Annotated in this window: 12 protein-coding genes and 1 pseudogene; 9 read left to right on the top strand and 4 right to left on the bottom strand. The window is 71.4% G+C overall.

What is annotated here, in order from left to right:
• Positions 1-43: 43 nt before the first annotated feature.
• Together ACFP3U_RS08965 and ACFP3U_RS08960 are read left to right on the top strand one after the other, a co-directional pair.
• Positions 44-4,345 (top strand): LamG-like jellyroll fold domain-containing protein, encoded by a 4,302-nt coding sequence (locus ACFP3U_RS08965; RefSeq protein ID WP_380224765.1) that lies wholly within the window; start codon positions 44-46, stop codon positions 4,343-4,345.
• A 106-nt stretch (positions 4,346-4,451) separates the two neighbouring features.
• Complete coding sequence (locus tag ACFP3U_RS08960; protein WP_380224764.1) at positions 4,452-4,796, top strand: hypothetical protein; 345 nt, start codon at positions 4,452-4,454, stop codon at positions 4,794-4,796.
• Positions 4,797-5,089: 293 nt separating this feature from the next.
• On the opposite strand, the gene ACFP3U_RS08955 is transcribed toward ACFP3U_RS08960, so the two are convergent.
• Both ACFP3U_RS08955 and ACFP3U_RS08950 read right to left on the bottom strand, forming a co-directional pair.
• On the bottom strand, positions 5,090-5,509 hold the full coding sequence (locus tag ACFP3U_RS08955) for a hypothetical protein (protein WP_380224763.1): 420 nt from the start codon (positions 5,507-5,509) through the stop codon (positions 5,090-5,092).
• A 159-nt stretch (positions 5,510-5,668) separates the two neighbouring features.
• Positions 5,669-6,832 carry a serine hydrolase domain-containing protein gene (locus ACFP3U_RS08950; RefSeq protein ID WP_380224762.1) on the bottom strand — a complete coding sequence of 388 codons (1,164 nt, stop codon included), beginning with the start codon at positions 6,830-6,832 and terminating at the stop codon, positions 5,669-5,671.
• Between the two features lie 83 nt (positions 6,833-6,915).
• Between ACFP3U_RS08950 and ACFP3U_RS08945 the strand changes: the two genes are divergently transcribed.
• A complete protein-coding gene (locus tag ACFP3U_RS08945) occupies positions 6,916-7,080 on the top strand; it encodes a hypothetical protein (RefSeq protein ID WP_380224761.1) in 165 nt (54 codons plus the stop codon).
• Between the two features lie 72 nt (positions 7,081-7,152).
• On the opposite strand, the gene ACFP3U_RS08940 is transcribed toward ACFP3U_RS08945, so the two are convergent.
• Positions 7,153-7,551, bottom strand: a complete 399-nt coding sequence (locus tag ACFP3U_RS08940) for a VOC family protein (RefSeq protein WP_380224760.1) — start codon at positions 7,549-7,551, stop codon at positions 7,153-7,155.
• A gap of 135 nt (positions 7,552-7,686) precedes the next feature.
• Here ACFP3U_RS08940 and ACFP3U_RS08935 point away from each other — a divergent pair, with 135 nt between their 5' ends.
• From ACFP3U_RS08935 to ACFP3U_RS08920, 4 genes are all read left to right on the top strand, one after another.
• A complete protein-coding gene (locus tag ACFP3U_RS08935; RefSeq protein WP_380224758.1) occupies positions 7,687-8,736 on the top strand; it encodes a helix-turn-helix transcriptional regulator in 1,050 nt (349 codons plus the stop codon).
• A gap of 199 nt (positions 8,737-8,935) precedes the next feature.
• Positions 8,936-9,922: an aldo/keto reductase gene (locus ACFP3U_RS08930; protein WP_380224757.1), complete on the top strand. Its 987-nt coding sequence runs from the start codon at positions 8,936-8,938 to the stop codon at positions 9,920-9,922.
• Between the two features lie 318 nt (positions 9,923-10,240).
• Positions 10,241-11,758, top strand: a complete 1,518-nt coding sequence (locus ACFP3U_RS08925; RefSeq protein ID WP_380224755.1) for an FAD-dependent monooxygenase — start codon at positions 10,241-10,243, stop codon at positions 11,756-11,758.
• A 23-nt stretch (positions 11,759-11,781) separates the two neighbouring features.
• Entirely contained in the window at positions 11,782-13,302 is a 1,521-nt protein-coding gene (locus ACFP3U_RS08920; protein ID WP_380224754.1) for a PE-PGRS family protein, read from the top strand.
• A gap of 60 nt (positions 13,303-13,362) precedes the next feature.
• Here the strand turns inward: ACFP3U_RS08920 and ACFP3U_RS08915 are convergent, their stop codons facing one another.
• Positions 13,363-14,223, bottom strand: a complete 861-nt coding sequence (locus ACFP3U_RS08915; protein ID WP_380224753.1) for an SCO6745 family protein — start codon at positions 14,221-14,223, stop codon at positions 13,363-13,365.
• 237 nt (positions 14,224-14,460) lie between these two features.
• On the opposite strand from ACFP3U_RS08915, the gene rpe reads away from it, so the two are divergent.
• The gene (rpe, locus tag ACFP3U_RS08910) at positions 14,461-15,144 is read left to right on the top strand and encodes a ribulose-phosphate 3-epimerase (RefSeq protein WP_380224752.1); all 684 of its coding nucleotides are present in this window, start codon (positions 14,461-14,463) and stop codon (positions 15,142-15,144) included.
• A gap of 153 nt (positions 15,145-15,297) precedes the next feature.
• A pseudogene (locus ACFP3U_RS08905) lies at positions 15,298-15,517 on the top strand (pirin family protein); the annotation flags it as partial.

Below are 15,517 nucleotides of genomic sequence, written 5' to 3'. Positions count from 1 at the left end.
GGCCGCGCCGCCGCAATCCGGAGCCAAGAGCCTTGCCCAGGTGATGGCGGAGGCTGACGCCGAGCACGCGAAGATGCGCCCGCCCGCGACGGAGGCGGAGAAGGCGATCGCCCAGGCCAAGGCCACGGGCGTGGCGGTGCCCGTCGCCTCACTGACCGACGACTACAGCGAGACCGTCGCCACCCCGCAGGGGCACCTGCAGAAGACCCAGCACGTGGAGCGGCAGCGGGTCAAGCAGAACGCCGCGTGGACGGCGCTCGACGCCACTCTGGTCGCCGACCCGAAGGGCGGCTTCCGCCCGAAGGCCTCCAGCGCGGACGTCCACCTGTCAGCCGGTGGCGCGGGCGCGCTCGCGACCCTCACCAGCGCGGACGGGAAGCAGCTCACGCTCCACTCGCCCTTCCCCCTGACTCAGGGTCACGTGGACGAGGACGGCGACGGCCTGCTCTACCCCGAGGTCGCTCCCGGCATCGACCTGAAGGCCACCGCCACCGCGTTCGGTGGCCTGAGCACCGTCCTCGTCGTGAAGACCGCCGAGGCTGCCGCCAACCCGGCGCTGAAGTCGGTCACCTTTCCCGTGACCACCGCGGGCGTGACAGTGAAGTCGGACGCCGACTACAGCCTCACGGCCGTCGCCGAGGACGGCACCGTACGCTGGCACGCCCCCGCTCCGCGGATGTGGGACAGCACCACCGCCACGGCCCCGGCCACGCAGCCCGCCCCTGCCGTCCGGACCGCGCTGAAGAGCGGTTTCGCCGCTCCTGGTGCGGATGCCGTCGAACCGGCCGCCGCCACCGGTGAGCCGGAGGGCCCGGCGACCAGCAGCGTCGACGGGCCGGGCAACAACGCCCGAGTGTCGGTCATGCCCACCAGTGCCGGTACGGGCGGCATCACCCTGAAGCCCGACCAGGACCTCCTGGCGCACGGCGAGGGACCGTGGTTCATCGATCCGGGGTGGATCTACGACGACCGCACCGGAAACGGTTGGGCCTGGACCCAGTCCGCCTACCCGGACCAGAACAACTTCCTGAGGACCGCGACCCCGAAGGAGCCGTACAACCGGCCCGGTGTCGGAGCTCAGGAGTACGTCCAGAAGACGGGAGTCGAGCGGTCCTTCTTCCAGATCGACTCCACAGGCTTCGCCGGCGCCATCATCAACAGGGCCGTGATGACGATGTGGCAGGCCAAGTCCTCCAACTGGGACTGCAAGAAGGCCTACCCCCTCAACCTCTTCGTCGTCAACAAGCCCATCGACTACAGCACGACGTGGCAAAACGCTCCCACTCACCTCGGCGGCCAGGTCGGCGACCCCGCATGGGTCGCCGGATCCGGAAACCCGGGCTGCACCAACGGCATCGACTTCCACTTCGACGTGACCTCGGCCTACCGGGACTGGGCGGGACAGACCTCGGCCATGACCTTCACCGTCGAGGGCAACGAGAGTGACAAGCTCGCCTTCAAGCGCCTCGACTACCGGCCGACCGTGGTCGTCGAGTACGACCGCGCCCCCAACACCCCCACGAACCCCTACACCTATCCCGCGCCGCGGACCGTCGCTCCCGACCAGAGCGTCTCGGGCTGCGAAGGCAGCGGCTGGGGCTGGCTGGGCGCCGGGGCCGACCTGAACGGCGTCACGCTCAACGCGACCGTCAGCAGCCCCGTCCAGCAGACCTTGTACTCGTGGAGCCACATCTGGGACTACACGCTGCCCGGTGCCCCTGACGTCGCCTCGGACTACGTCGGCCCCGTGACCAACGGCAGCAACGCCGCGTACCAGGTACCCGACGGCGTCATCCAGGACGGCCACGTCTACGGCTACGGCATCATGGCCAGTGACCAGCTGGTCGGCATGTCGGCATCCACCCCCGCCTGCCACTTCGGCGTCGACCGGACCCCGCCCACCGTGCAGGTCCCGTCGCTCTACGACCAGCTGTCCGACGACGCGCTCGCCACCCAGTTCCCGCCGTCGGGCAACGGGCAGGGCAGCAGGCTGCGCTCCGGCGAGTGGGGCAATGTTCCGTATACCCCCGTCGACCCGAACCCCTCGGGTGGCCAGACCTCCGGCGTCGTCTGCGCTCGCTGGAGCTTCGACCCGCAGTTCGAGGGAGCTTCCTGGCAGTGCGGCGGCGCGATGCCCGCCGGTGCCCTCCCCGTCTTTCCCACCGCCTGGGGTACCAACATCCTCTACATCCAGGTCGAGGACAACGCGGGCAACGTCTCGCCCGTCACCCAGTACGCCTTCTACGTGCCCTGGAACCCGGACGGCCCGCAGCCGGTGTTCGGCGACGTGACCGGAGACGGCGCGGCCGACATCCTCACCGCGGACCACGCCGGCAACCTGCGCGCCTACAGCATCCCGGGCAACACCGTGGCCAAGAGCCCGACCGCCGCGCTCGCCGCCGTCCCCGCCGACACCCCGAACCGTGGGACCTGGGACACCGATGCGATCCAGTACAGCCACCGCGGCGCCCTCACCGGCGGCAAGCACGTCGACGACCTGTTCGTGCATGTCAAGGACGACCCCAACCTCTATGTCTACGGCAACCCCGGCAACAGCCGTTCAGTAGGCCGCTACAACAGCAAGGTGTCGCTCAGCCGGCCGGTCTGTGTGACACCGCCCAACGACTCCGCCTACTGCGCCGGCTACTCGGCCGACTGGTCGCACACCCTGCGGGTGGCAGCCCTCGGGGACCCGGCCCACACCGACCTCGACATCAAGTTGGAGTTCAAGAACAAGACCGGCCTGATCACGGTGGAGGCCAACGACGACGGTAGTGACGCCGGACTGTGGTTCTTCCCCGCCACGACCACCAACCAGTTCGGCCAGCCTGTCCGGATCGCCTCCGGCGGCTGGAAGGACATGGAGCTCATCACCCCGGGCGACTGGGCCGGTCAGGGGCACCCCGGCCTCTGGGCGCGCAACATGCGCCCGGCGGGCGCGGATTCGACCTCCGGACAGCTCACCGCCTACACCCTCACCGTCGGAACCCTCAACGTCGTCGACCCCGACTTCGGGGACCCGGTCCTCGACGAGAACGGCAGCCCGCTGGTCGTCCCGACCGTGACCGGAATCTCCGAGCCCGTCTACATCCAGACCGTCCCCGTCGCGACCTGGCCCGTCCTTGGCTCCGACGGAGACCTCCTCGGCAACGGCGCCCCCGGACTGTGGGGTCGCAACGCCGACACCGACGAAATCCAGATCTGGTGGGGCCACCGCTCCGGTGACTCCGCCAACCCCGGTATGGCCTGGGACGTCGGCCCGGAGACGGTCGCCAACCGCTCGGTCACCCCGGACTGGTACGCCCTCGACCGCCAGAACACGGTCCACCCCGACCCCACGGTGCCCGTGGTCGACAGCAACGCGACCAACGCGCTCGGTCCCTCTGGTGGCAACCCCGGCTTCACCGCGGACCGCAATGGCACCGGTGACAGTGCTTCCACCTTCGACGGCCGCAGCTACTACCGCAGCTCCCAGGCCCCCGGCATCGACACCCGCCGCAGCTACAGCGTCGCCGCCTGGGTGAAGCTCGACGCCTCCGACGGCTACGGCACGGTGCTCTCGCTGAACGGGAACGACCGCAGCCCGTTCTACCTCCAGTACTCGGCCGCCGCCGGTACCTGGGCCTTCGTCGCCCCGTACGAGGACTGGCGCTTCACCACCACCTACTACCTGGCGGGTGGCTCGGAGCAGGCCCGCCCGCAGGTCGGCCAGTGGACCCACCTGGTGGGCACCTACAACGCCGATACCGCCACCATGACGCTCTACGTCAATGGACGGGCCGTCGGCTTCGCCAGGAACCCCCACCCCTGGTCCAGCGGGGGAACGCTCGCCATCGGCGCCGCCACCACGGTCTACTACGGGGTGGAGGACCAGTTCCGCGGCGCCATCGGGGACGTCCGCGCGTACCCCTACGCGCTCACCGACCCCCAGGTCAGCAACCTCGCCATCAGCGGCACCAGTATCTCGGTGCGCAGCGCGCTCGACAGCGGCAAGTGTCTGGACAACATCGGTGGCGGAATGGACATCGGCATCTGGAACTGCTGGAGCGGCCCCAACCAGCAGTTCAAGTTCAACACCGACAACCACGCCCTCATCATCCAGGGCAAGTGCATGACCGTGCAGGACGAGGGCACCGGCAACGGCACGCCGGTCGTCCTTGCCGACTGCGACAACCTCAAGGGCGGCCAGAAGTGGCTGCGCCGGGCCGACAACAGCCTCTACAACCCCCACTCCGGCCGCTGCCTCGAACTGCCGGGCTGGTCCACCGAGAACGGCACGCGCCTGGACATCTGGGACTGCCACGCCGGTGCCAACCAGCGCTGGCTCCTCGACCCGGCCACCTGACCCGTCGACCGACACCACCTACCCGGCCCCCGTCGCAGTCCTGCGACGGGGGCCTTCCCCTGTCCGCCCGATTTGCCGCTCTCGTGGGGTGAGTTGGGTTCGGCGGGTGTGGAACGCGCTCGATGCGGTAGACGGCTCGGTCCTGACCTGGGACGTCGAGGGCAAGCTCGCCTCGCTCACCCAGGGCTCGGCGACCACGACCTACGTCCACGACGCCGACGGCAACCAGCTCGTGCGCCGCGGCCCAGGCAAGGTGACGGTCAACCTCGGCGGCGGTGACGAACTCACCTACGACACCCCAACGCCGGCGTCGGCACGGGCACCCGCTACTGCAGCATCCCGGGCGGCACCACGCTCGTCCGCCAGGGACCGACCGGGCTTTAGCTCCGAAAGACGGAATGGCCTCCGAAAGCGGGATGCATTCTGCGTCACTTTGGCCCGGGGCTACTGATGCGATTTGGATGGACGGTAAGGGCATAGTCGGTTGCCGAGAGAAGTCGAGTCGAGACTTCTTTCGAATCTTGAAGATCGGGCAAGTGGTCGGATATCTTTCCTTGTGGATCACTTCGGAGTTTCCGTGCCGTGACTCCGAGGGCTTCAGGCACGCCCTGTTTGCGAGCCGATCCCTCCCTGCTGGGCGGGTTGGCCAGGTGCTGAGAGGGATGAAGATGTCTGCGATGAGGTTTTTGATATGGGGCGGTGAGACCTGTGGTGGGAGAATGGTTGATTCTGCGGTTCGAAGATTCAGCTTTGGTTTCCGGTGCAGATGTTTTCGCGGACGGCCGAAACGATGTGTGCGCCTTGATCGTTCGTGAGGGAGAAGCTTCCGCCGCCGCTGAAAATCTCCAAGGCGTGAGAAGTGACTCGTTCATCGCTATCTCCGTGCTTAATATCGCGGCATATGAGCATTGCCTTGAGCTCGGGGCTCCCGTAGCGAAGCTCGGGATTGATTTCCCCGAGAGCGGCGATCAGGCCGGCGACTGCCGTGGGGGCAGGAGAGGGCCATGTGGTGTCCGCTGGATTTTTGGTTTGCGTTGAGCCGTCCTGGCCGTCCTGCCTGTTGCGGTCAAGACCGTCGTAGAACTGGCCGGCCAGGGCAATAGTGGCGGCAGCGGCAACCGTGAGAACCGCAGCTACCGCTGCTTGACGCGCACGAGATGACATGGCGCCATGTTTCCAGCTGTGTCAGAGGAAGGGTGTGAGGGAGGGGATCTTCTGCGGAAGTCGACCGCGAAGTGAACTGAGCTCGCACGACGACGGGGGTTCTTCCGGGGTGGTGACCGGAAGAACCCCCGTTGTGTGCGCGGGTGATCTGGTGGGTGATCAGCCCAGGGCCGCGATGAGGTTGTTGGCGCGGGGGTCGGCGTGGCCGATCATGCGGTTGGTGGTGTAGGCGAAGGTGAGGGAGGTGGTGGGGTCGGCGAAGGTGAATTGGCCGCCGGCGCCGTCGTTGCCGAAGCTGGTGGGGGAGAGCATGGGGCGGAAGGTGGGGGAGGGGAGGAGGAAGCCGGAGGACCAGCGGGCGCCCATGTCGAAGCCTAGGAAGCCGGGGCCGGAGGTGAGTTCGCGGGTGGCGTCGGCGATGGTGGTTGGGGTGAGCAGGGGCGGGGCGTCGCCGAGGCCGGTGACGGCGGCGGCGAGGGTGGCGGAGAGGCCGGTGGCGGAGGCGACGGCGCCCGCGCCGGGGAGTTCGATGGCGTGGAGGTCGGGGTCGTTCCAGCCGTGCGGTTCGTCGAGGCCGGGGAAGACCAGGGCGCCGTTCATGGTGACGATGCGGGTGAGCAGGTGCTCGGGGCCGGGCATCGGGCGGCGGCCCTCGGCCTCGGCGAGGCGGGCCAGGCGGGGGAGTTCGGTGGTGGGGAGGCCCAGGTGGGCGTCCAGGCCGAGCGGTTCGGCGAGGGTGGAGCGGAAGAAGGCGCCCGGGGTGCGGCCGGTGATGCGGCGGATCACCTCGCCGATCGCGAAGCCGAAGACGTGGCCGTGGTACTCGTGGGTGGTGCCGGGTTCCCACAGGGGTGACTGTTCCTCGATGGCGCGGACGACCGGGGTCCAGGCGGCGATCTCGGCGAAGGACGGGGAGGCGTCGAGGACGGGGATGCCGGCGCGGTGGGAGAGCACCATGCGGGTGGTGATCGCCTCTTTGCCGTGGCGCGCGAACTCGGGCCAGTAGGTGGCGATCGGCGCGTCCAGGTCGAGGCGGCCCTGCTGGGCGAGCAGATGGGCGGAGAGGGAGACCAGGGCCTTGGCGCAGGAGAAGACCGGGACCAGGGTGTCGGACTGCCAGGGCCGGCCGGTGCGTTCGTCGGCGATGCCGCCCCACAGTTCGACCACCTTCCGGCCGGCCACGTGGACGGTGACGGCCGAGCCGAGCTCGGGGAAGTCGGCGTAGTTGCGGGCGAAGGCGTCGGCGACCGCGCCGTAGCCCTCGTCGGCCCAGCCGTGGTGGTCGGGGCGCTGTGGCTGTGGTTGTGGTTGTCGCTGTCGCATGGTGGGGTCGTCTCCTGGGTGCAAGATCGTTCGCCGGCCAACCGTAAGCGGTGGTCGGGGGGCGGGGGAAACGATTTGATGATGTGACAGTTATGCCGGGTGGGCGGGCCGCCAGGGTCCGTCTTCAAGCCCCCGTCGTCTACCCGGAGATCGTGGACCAGCCCTGGCAGATCGCCGTCAACATGCTGCTGCTCGGCACGGGTGCCTGGCTGCTGTGGCTGGTCGTCCCCGGCAGCCGTCGGCGGTAGGGCGGGACGGCCGCGGGGAAAATCGGGAGCCCCGGGATCGCAGGGCTCCCGTACGAGCGGCTGCGCGCCGCGTCAGCGCGCGAACTTCTCGACCGCCGCCGGGGTGACGGGGGTGAAGAAGTTGACGAGGTTGCCGTCGGGGTCGCGGAACAGCAGTGACCGGTTGCCCCAGGGCATCGTGGTGGGCTCGGTGACGAAGTCGGTCACGAAGCCGGTCAGGTTCTGGTGGACGCGGTCCACGTCGTCGACGAGGAACTCGGTGATCACGCTGTGGTTGTCCGCCGGGCGGGCGGAGCCCGGAGCGAACAGCGGTACCGTGCGGGTGCCGGCGATCGCGAGGGTGGCGCCCGCGGTCCTGAGTTCGGCGAAGTCCTCGGTGGCCCAGGTCGCCCGTGCCCCGGTGGCTCGCTCGTAGAAGTCGACGAGGCGCGCCACGTCGCTGGTGATGATGCGGATCGAGACGAAGTCCATGGGAATCTCCTTGGCCGTGCTGGAGGCGTGCGAGCGTGCGGGTGTGCAGGCGTTCAGGCGTGCACGTCGCAGGCTAGGAGAAATAGTGGACAGAACCGGTCCAGTATTCGCCGGTACTCGCCTTAGACTGCGGACATGCCCCGAGCCACCGGCCGCGTACTGACACTCCTGGAGCTGCTGCAGTCGGGCGGCACCCGGACGATGGCCGAACTCGCCGACCGGCTCGGCGTCGAAGGGCGCACCGTGCGCCGGTACGTCGACCAGCTGATCGACCTCGACGTACCCGTGGAATCGGTGCGCGGCCGCTACGGCGGGTACCGGCTCGCCCCCGGGTACCGCCTGCCTCCGCTCATGCTCAGCGACGACGAGGCGCTGGCCGTCCTGCTCGGCCTGGTCGCCCGCCGCCGCGCGGGGCTGACGGAGACGGGGCAGACGGCGGCGGAACAGACGGCGGCGGAGCGCACGGCGAACGAGACGGCCACGGCGAAGATCCGGCGGGTGCTGCCGCAGCACATCGCCCACCGGCTCGACTCACTCCTCGAAGCCCTCGACTTCACGGACCAGCCCGGCGAGTTGGACACCCCGGACGCCGGGGTCCTGCTCACGATCGCCGATGCGGTCCGCCACCACCGTCCGGTCTCGATCCGCTACACCGACCGCGACGGACGGCTCAGCGACCGCACGCTGCACGCGTACGGGATCGTCGCCCACGCGGGCCGGTGGTACGTCACGGGCGAGGATGCCCGGATCGGCGAGGAGCGTACCTTCCGGCTCGATCGCATCGCGGACGCGAGGGCCCTGCCCGGCTCGTTCGAGACGCCCGCGGGGCCCGGGCCGGCGCAGCGCGTGTCGGCGGGCTTCGCCACGGCCGAGTACCGGCATGAGGTGACCCTGCGGATCCACGGGACGGTTGAGCAGATCCGCGCCCACCTTCCCGCCAGCGTCGCGAAGCTGGAGGAGCACGAGCCCGCGGTCGGCGAGGACCGTGCGACCGAGCGCTGGCGGCGCGTCGAGCTGCGGGCGGAGCGGCTCGACTGGTTGCCTCCCGTACTCGCCGCACTCGACCGGCCGTTCGTCATCGAGCGGCCCGCTGAACTCCGCGACCTCGTCATCGCACTCGCCGACCGCCTCACGTCCTACGCCGCCGGGCCCGACCGCGAGGAGCCGAGGACAGCGACGCCCTAAGGCTGTCCGGCCGGGGCCAGGGTCGAGCGAGCGGTCGAAGGCGGCGTCGGGATCGCGGCCCGGCGGCCCGGCGGTGGCGAACGCGGTGGTGGCGAACGCGGCGCCCAGGTACGGGAATCCGCCGCGGACCTGCGGAACCCGTGTCCGGCGGGGTGGAATGTGCTGGACAGTGCGACCGGTGCGGCGGAGGGTGGGGTGCATGGAGTTCACCCACCTCGGCCGTACCGGCCTGACCGTCTCCCGACTCTGCCTGGGCACCATGAACTTCGGCCCGCACACCGAGGAGCCCGACGCCCACCTGATCATGGACAGTGCCCACGAGCGGGGCATCAACTTCTTCGACACCTCCAACAGTTACGGCCGTGACGCCGAGGGCAAACAGAAGGGGCGCACCGAGGAGATCATCGGCCGCTGGTTCGCCAAGGGCGGCGGCCGGCGCGAGCGCACCGTGCTCGCCACCAAGGCCTACGCCCCGATGGGCGACTGGCCGAACGAGGGCCGGCTCTCCGCCCTGGCGATCCGCCGCGCCGTCGAGGGCAGCCTGCGTCGGCTCGGTACCGACCACATCGACCTGTACCAGATGCACCACATCGACCGGGACACGCCCTGGGAGGAGATCTGGCAGGCGATGGAGGTCCTGGTCGCCCAGGGCAAGATCATCTACGTCGGCTCCAGCAACTTCGCCGGCTGGCACATCGCCCAGGCCCAGGGGGCCGCCAAGGCCCGGCAGTTCCTCGGACTGGTGAGCGAGCAGTCCCTCTACAACCTGCTGGACCGGACGATCGAACTGGAGGTGATCCCCGCCGTCGAGCACTACGGGCTCGGCCTGCTGCCGTGGTCCCCGCTGCGCAGCGGCGTCCTCAGCGGCGCCCTGCGCAAGGAGCGCGAGGGCACCCTGGTCCGGGGCGCGCTCACCCACGCCGGCGAGATCCTGGAGGCCAACCGGTCCCGCATCCAGGCCTACGAGGACCTCGCCGCCGAACTCGGCGAGCACCCGGCCGACCTCGCCCTCGCCTGGCTGCTCTCCCGCCCCGCCGTGACCGCCCCGATCGTCGGCCCGCGCACCCTCGGCCACCTGGACGCCGCCGTCCACGCGCTCGACATCAAGCTCGACGACGAGGTCCTCGCCCGCCTCGATGTCCTCTTCCCGGGCCGCAAGCCCGCCCCGGAGGACTACGCCTGGTAGGGCGGTGAACAGGTGGTGTGTCCGAGCCCGTGCCCGCCGAGAAGGCGGGTACGGGCTCTGGCGTCCTTGGTGTGGGTACGCGACGCTCCCGGAAACAGCGAAGGCAACGAGGAATGCGCACTCGTTGCCACTCTCAACTTATAGCGAACGAGGGGCCTTGCGGCAAGGGGGTGGGAGTGGCGCAGAATGACCGACCTGGACCGGGTGAGGGTGAAAACAGCTGATTCACGGAGTTTGTACGTTTTCATTCCTTCCCGGCATGGGTGACGGAACTGCGGGACGGGGCGTTCGGTGATGGATGTGCGTTCGGTGACGGAAATGACGGATGCGACGGATGTGATCGTGGTCGGCGGCGGGCCGACCGGGTTGATGCTGGCGTGCGAGTTGCGGTTGCACGGGGTCGGCGTCGTGGTGCTGGAACGGCTGGCGGAGCGGAGCGGCGAGTCGCGCGGGCGTGGGCTGCACGCGCGCAGTGTGGAGATCATGGACCAGCGGGGGCTGCTCGGGCGGTTCCTGGAGGTGAGCAAGAAGTTCCAGGTGGGCGGCCTGTTCGGCGGCGTCATGGCGGCCTGGCCGGACAGCCTGGACACCGCCCACCCGTACGGGCTGGCCACCCCGCAGGAGGTCACCGAGCGGCTGCTGGAGGAGCGCGCCGGCGAGCTCGGCGCCGAGATCCGGCGCGGGCGCGAGGTCACCGGCCTGGGCCAGGACGCGGACGGCGTGGACGTCGACCTCGCGGACGGCACGCGGCTGCGCTCGCGCTACCTCGTCGGGTGCGACGGCGGGCGCAGCACGGTCCGCAAGGCGCTCGGTGTGGGCTTCCCGGGCGAGCCCGCCAAGGTCGAGACGTTGATCGGCGACATGGAGCTGACCGAGGACCCGGCGAAGGTCGCCGAGGTGGTGGCGCGGGTGCGCCGGACCGAGCTGCGGTTCGGCGTGGCGCCCGACGTGGACGGCCGGGCGGGGGTCGCCCGGGTGATCGTGCCGGCGGACGGCGTCGCCGAGGACCGGGCGACGCCGCCGACGCTGGAGGAGTTCAGGGCGCGGCTGCGGGCCGTCGCGGGCACCGACTTCGGCGTGCACTCGCCGCACTGGCTCTCCCGCTTCGGCGACGCCACCCGGCAGGCCGAGCGCTACCGGGTCGGCCGGGTGCTGCTGGCCGGCGACGCCGCGCACATCCACCCGCCGACCGGCGGGCAGGGGCTCAACCTCGGGGTGCAGGACGCGTTCAACCTGGGCTGGAAGCTCGCCGCCGAGGTCGCCGGGTGGGCGCCGGAGGGACTGCTGGACACCTACCACGCGGAGCGTCACCCGGTCGGCGCCCGCGTGCTGACGAACACCCGCGCGCAGATGACGCTGCTCGGCGCCGAGCCGGGGCCGACCGCGCTGCGCGAACTGCTCACCCGGCTGATGGAGTTCGAGGACGTCAACCGCTACATCACCGGCATGATCACCGCGGTCGACATCCGCTACGACCTCGGCGCCGACCTCCCGGGCGGCCAGGTTAGCCAGGGCAGCCGGGGCGGCGGCGACCACGAGCTGCTCGGCCTGCGGATGCGGGACGTGCCGCTCTCCGACGGCCGCCGCCTGTACGACCTGATGCACACCGGCCGCGGCCTGCTGCTCGACCGCACCGGCGGCCGGCTCACGGTGAACGGCTGGGCGGACCGCGTCGATCACGTTGTCGACGGTGAAGGCGCGGAGCCGGACGCGCCCGCCCTGCTGCTGCGGCCGGACGGCCATGTGGCCTGGGCCGGCGACGACCAGCGGGAGCTGGAGGCCGCGTTGTCCAGCTGGTGGGGCGCTCCGGCCGCCGGATCGGCGCACGGCCGGTGACCGGAGCGACCGAGGTGGCTGGGGTGACGGAGGCGCCGGCGGACTGGGCACCTGTGCTGGAACTGACGTGCGCCACACCGGAGTTGCGGGACCTGTGGCGGACGGGGGTGCTGCTGAACGATGCGGCGCCGCTGGAACTGCGCACGCGCGTGATCGAGGAGTGCGGCCACGGGGACCCACTGCTGAACGGGCTGACCTACATGGCGCTGCCCGAGGCGGTGGTGGACGCGTGGATCGCGCATCCGGTGGCGCGGGTGCGGGCACGCGCGGCGGAGCGGGTCGGGCTGACCGTCGCGCAGCAGAAGCGGCTGCTGCGCGACGAGAGCGCCGGGGTGCGGGGGGTGGTCCTGCTCGTCGGTGGGCCTGACCTCGCGCTGGACGAGGCGGAGTTCGACCGGCTGCTGGCCGATGCGAGCCCCATCGTGCGGGAGCAGCTCGCCTGTCAACAGCAGCTTTCGGTAAGGCAGTTGACGCTGCTGCTCGGCGACCCGTTCGGGAGCGTCCGAGCGGCGGTGGTCGGGCGCGTGTGGCCGTACCTCGACGAGGCGACGCGCGCCGCGCTGTCGGCGGACCGGCACTCCGGCGTCCGGGCTGCCGCGGTGCTCGCCCGGTACGCGGATGAGCCGCTGCCGGCAGGGGAGTTCGCGGCGCTGACGGACGGGTGCGAGGAAGCGGACCGGCGGAGGATCGTCGGGCAGTGCGCGCTGGCCCCGGAGCTGGCCGGGGAGTTGGCGCACGGAGACGTTGACGTCCGGCGGGCACTGGCCGGCAACCCCCGCCTCGACGCCGATCTGGTCGCGCTGCTGGCGCGGGACGAGGACCCGGCCGTCCGGCTCACGGTGTCCCTGCGGCCGGAGTTGACCGAGGCCGAGCGTGCCCGGATCCCCGTCGACATCGACCCCGGGTCGCACCATGCCGCGCTGCCGTGGGTGCTGGAGCGGCAGGGGGACGCGGCGGAGATGCGCCGCTGTGCCGCGTCCGCGCACGTGCTGGTACGGCGCAGCGTGGCGCACGTCCGGGACCTACCGGCGGACGTCGTCGAACTGCTCGCCCGCGACGAGGACTTCGCCGTCCGGCTGCTGCTCGCCGAGCACTGCGCGCAGGCGGCGGCCGGGCTGTTGCTGGAGATGTGGGTGAGCTGGAACGGCTACTCGCAGCCGCGGCTGCGGGAGCACCCGAACTTCCCGCGCGCGGGCTCGCTGCGCTTCGCGGCGGACCCGAATCCGCTGCTGCGGCGGCTCGCGCTGGACGATCCGGCGGCGCCGGAGGACCTGGTGGAGCTGGTGGAGCGGTTCGGCCGCGACAAGGACGCCGGGGTGCGGCTGCGGGCGCTGGAGGATCCCCGGCTGTCGGCGGCCTCGGTGGAGCGGCTGGTGGGCGACGAGGACTGGCTGGTCCGATGCCGGGCGCTGCGGGACCCGCGGCTGCCGGAGGCCGCGCTCGTCGGGCTGATCGCGGACGTGCGGACGGCGCAGGGCGCGGCCTCCCACCCGGCGGTACCGGCGGAGGTGCTGCGGCACCTGCTGGAGCTGCCGGTGGTGTGACAGCACCGCCCACACGACAGGCGGCGGCCCCCGCGAGAAACCCGCAGGGGCCGCCGGGGCTCAGGCCGTGGTGGTGGCCGGGAGGCCGATCGGGTTGATCGGTGGCAGTGCGCCGCGACAGAGTGCCGAGATCGGCTTGAGCGCGGCGGCGAGCCGGTCGAGCTCGGCCCGCGGGTGGTGCTCCCAGACGCGGGCGGCCGCCAGGTCGGTGGCGGCCTCCAGTGACTGGTGGCGGATCCGGCCGCACTCGGTGATGGTGCCGCGTTCGGTGATCCAGCCCCGCTCGACCAGCCGGGCCGAGGCCGCGTCCCACTCCTCGTCCGTCCAGCCGCGGAACGGCTGGAGCGCCTCGCGTCGGACGTCCAGGGCGCAGCGCACCACCAGGGCCTCGCAGCCGTCCAGCCCGGCGGCGACCAGGGCGGCCACATGGCCGTCGCCCCGGTGCTCGCGCATCACGGTGGCCGCCTGCCAGAGGCGTCCGTACGGGTCGGACGGGCGGGGGAGGGCGGCGTTGGCGGCGGCCAGCACCCGGCCCGCGCAGTCCAGCCGCTCCACGGCGCCCTCCAGCAGGTCCGCCGCCAGCTCGATCTGCGTCCGGTCCACGTGCTCCAGGAGGCGCGCCAGGGCCGCCGAGGCACCCGAGATCCGGGCGGCGAGCGCGGCCTCGGGGGCGGCGAGCTTCCAGATCGCCGGGAGGGCGCGCTCGATCGGGGCGGGCGCGAAGTTGAAGAACGCGGCGATCACCGGCGGCGCGTCCACGGCGCCGAGCGGGGCCGCCCGGCCGCCGAAGTAGCTGCGCGCGACCCCGCCCAGGCCCACCTCCTCGAACGCGGCGAGACCCTCGGGGGTGAAGTAGGTGACGGCGTGCACGGGTTCGAAGAGCCACCACAGGGCGCGGGCGGGGTGGACCAGATCGGCCAACGGAGGACCTTCCTCGAAGGAGCGCGGGAAGCGCGAGGGAGAGGGGGAGAGGGGTGTAGTCGTACAGGGCTGATGACCACGGCGGCGGTCACGGTAACCCCGCCCGGCGTGTGATGACGGTCACGGGGAGGTCTCACCGGTGACGCGCCCCCGGCGGTGCGAGGGATGATGGGCGCAGGTGCGCCCGGCGCGCGCCCCGGACCCTCGACACGAAGGCAAGAAGAGGTAACAGGCCCCATGGCGCAGATCAATCCCAGCATCCTGTCCGCGGACTTCGCCCGGCTCGCCCAGGAGGCCGAGGCCGTGCGGGGCTCGGACTGGCTGCACGTCGACGTCATGGACAACCACTTCGTGCCGAACCTCACCCTCGGCGTCCCGATCGTCGAGTCGCTCGCCCGGGCCACCGACATCCCGCTCGACTGCCACCTGATGATCGAGGACCCGGACCGCTGGGCCCCCCAGTACGTCGAGGCGGGCGCCGGCTCGGTCACCTTCCACGTCGAGGCCGCCGCCGCGCCCGTCCGGCTCGCCCGCGAGATCCGCGCCAAGGGCGCCCGCGCCTCGATGGCGCTGAAGCCGGCCACGCCGATCGAGCCCTACGAGGACCTGCTGCCCGAGCTGGACATGCTGCTGATCATGACCGTCGAGCCGGGCTTCGGCGGCCAGGCGTTCCTGGACATCATGCTGCCGAAGATCCGCCGGACCCGGGAGCTGATCGCCAAGCACGGCCTTGAGCTGTGGCTCCAGGTCGACGGCGGCGTCTCGGCGAGCACCATCGAGCGCTGCGCCGAGGCCGGCGCGGACGTCTTCGTCGCCGGTTCGGCGGTCTACGGGGCGCAGGACCCGGCCGACGCGGTCGCCAAGCTGCGCACCCTCGCCGAGGGCGCCACCGCCGACGCCTGGTGGGCCTGCGCGCACTGAGCGCCTGCGGCAGGGTGCTCCCGGGTGGAGGATCGCCGCACCCTGGTGGAGGATCGTTGCGACGACCCCTCCGGCCGGGGACGGCGGCCCCCCGGACCGCACCACACCGGACCGCACCGGCCCCGGCCCGACGCGTACGGCGGTGACCACGCCATGAGCAACCTCGACACCCGGCCGGCCCCGACCACCTGCGGCGGCCAGCCCGGCCCCGGACCGGTCCGCGACCTGCTGACCGCCCGCCTGGTCCCCCTCGGCGAGAGCACGGTCGTCCGCCGCCTCCTCCCCAACCTGGGCCGCCGGATGGTCGGGGCCTGGGCGTTCGTGGACCACTACGGTCCGGACGACATCGCGGACGAGCCGGGCATGCAGGTGC

Source organism: Kitasatospora misakiensis (assembly GCF_042656005.1).
Classification (GTDB): Bacteria; Actinomycetota; Actinomycetes; order Streptomycetales; family Streptomycetaceae; genus Kitasatospora; species Kitasatospora misakiensis.
This window is presented reverse-complemented; position numbering and strand designations above follow the sequence as displayed.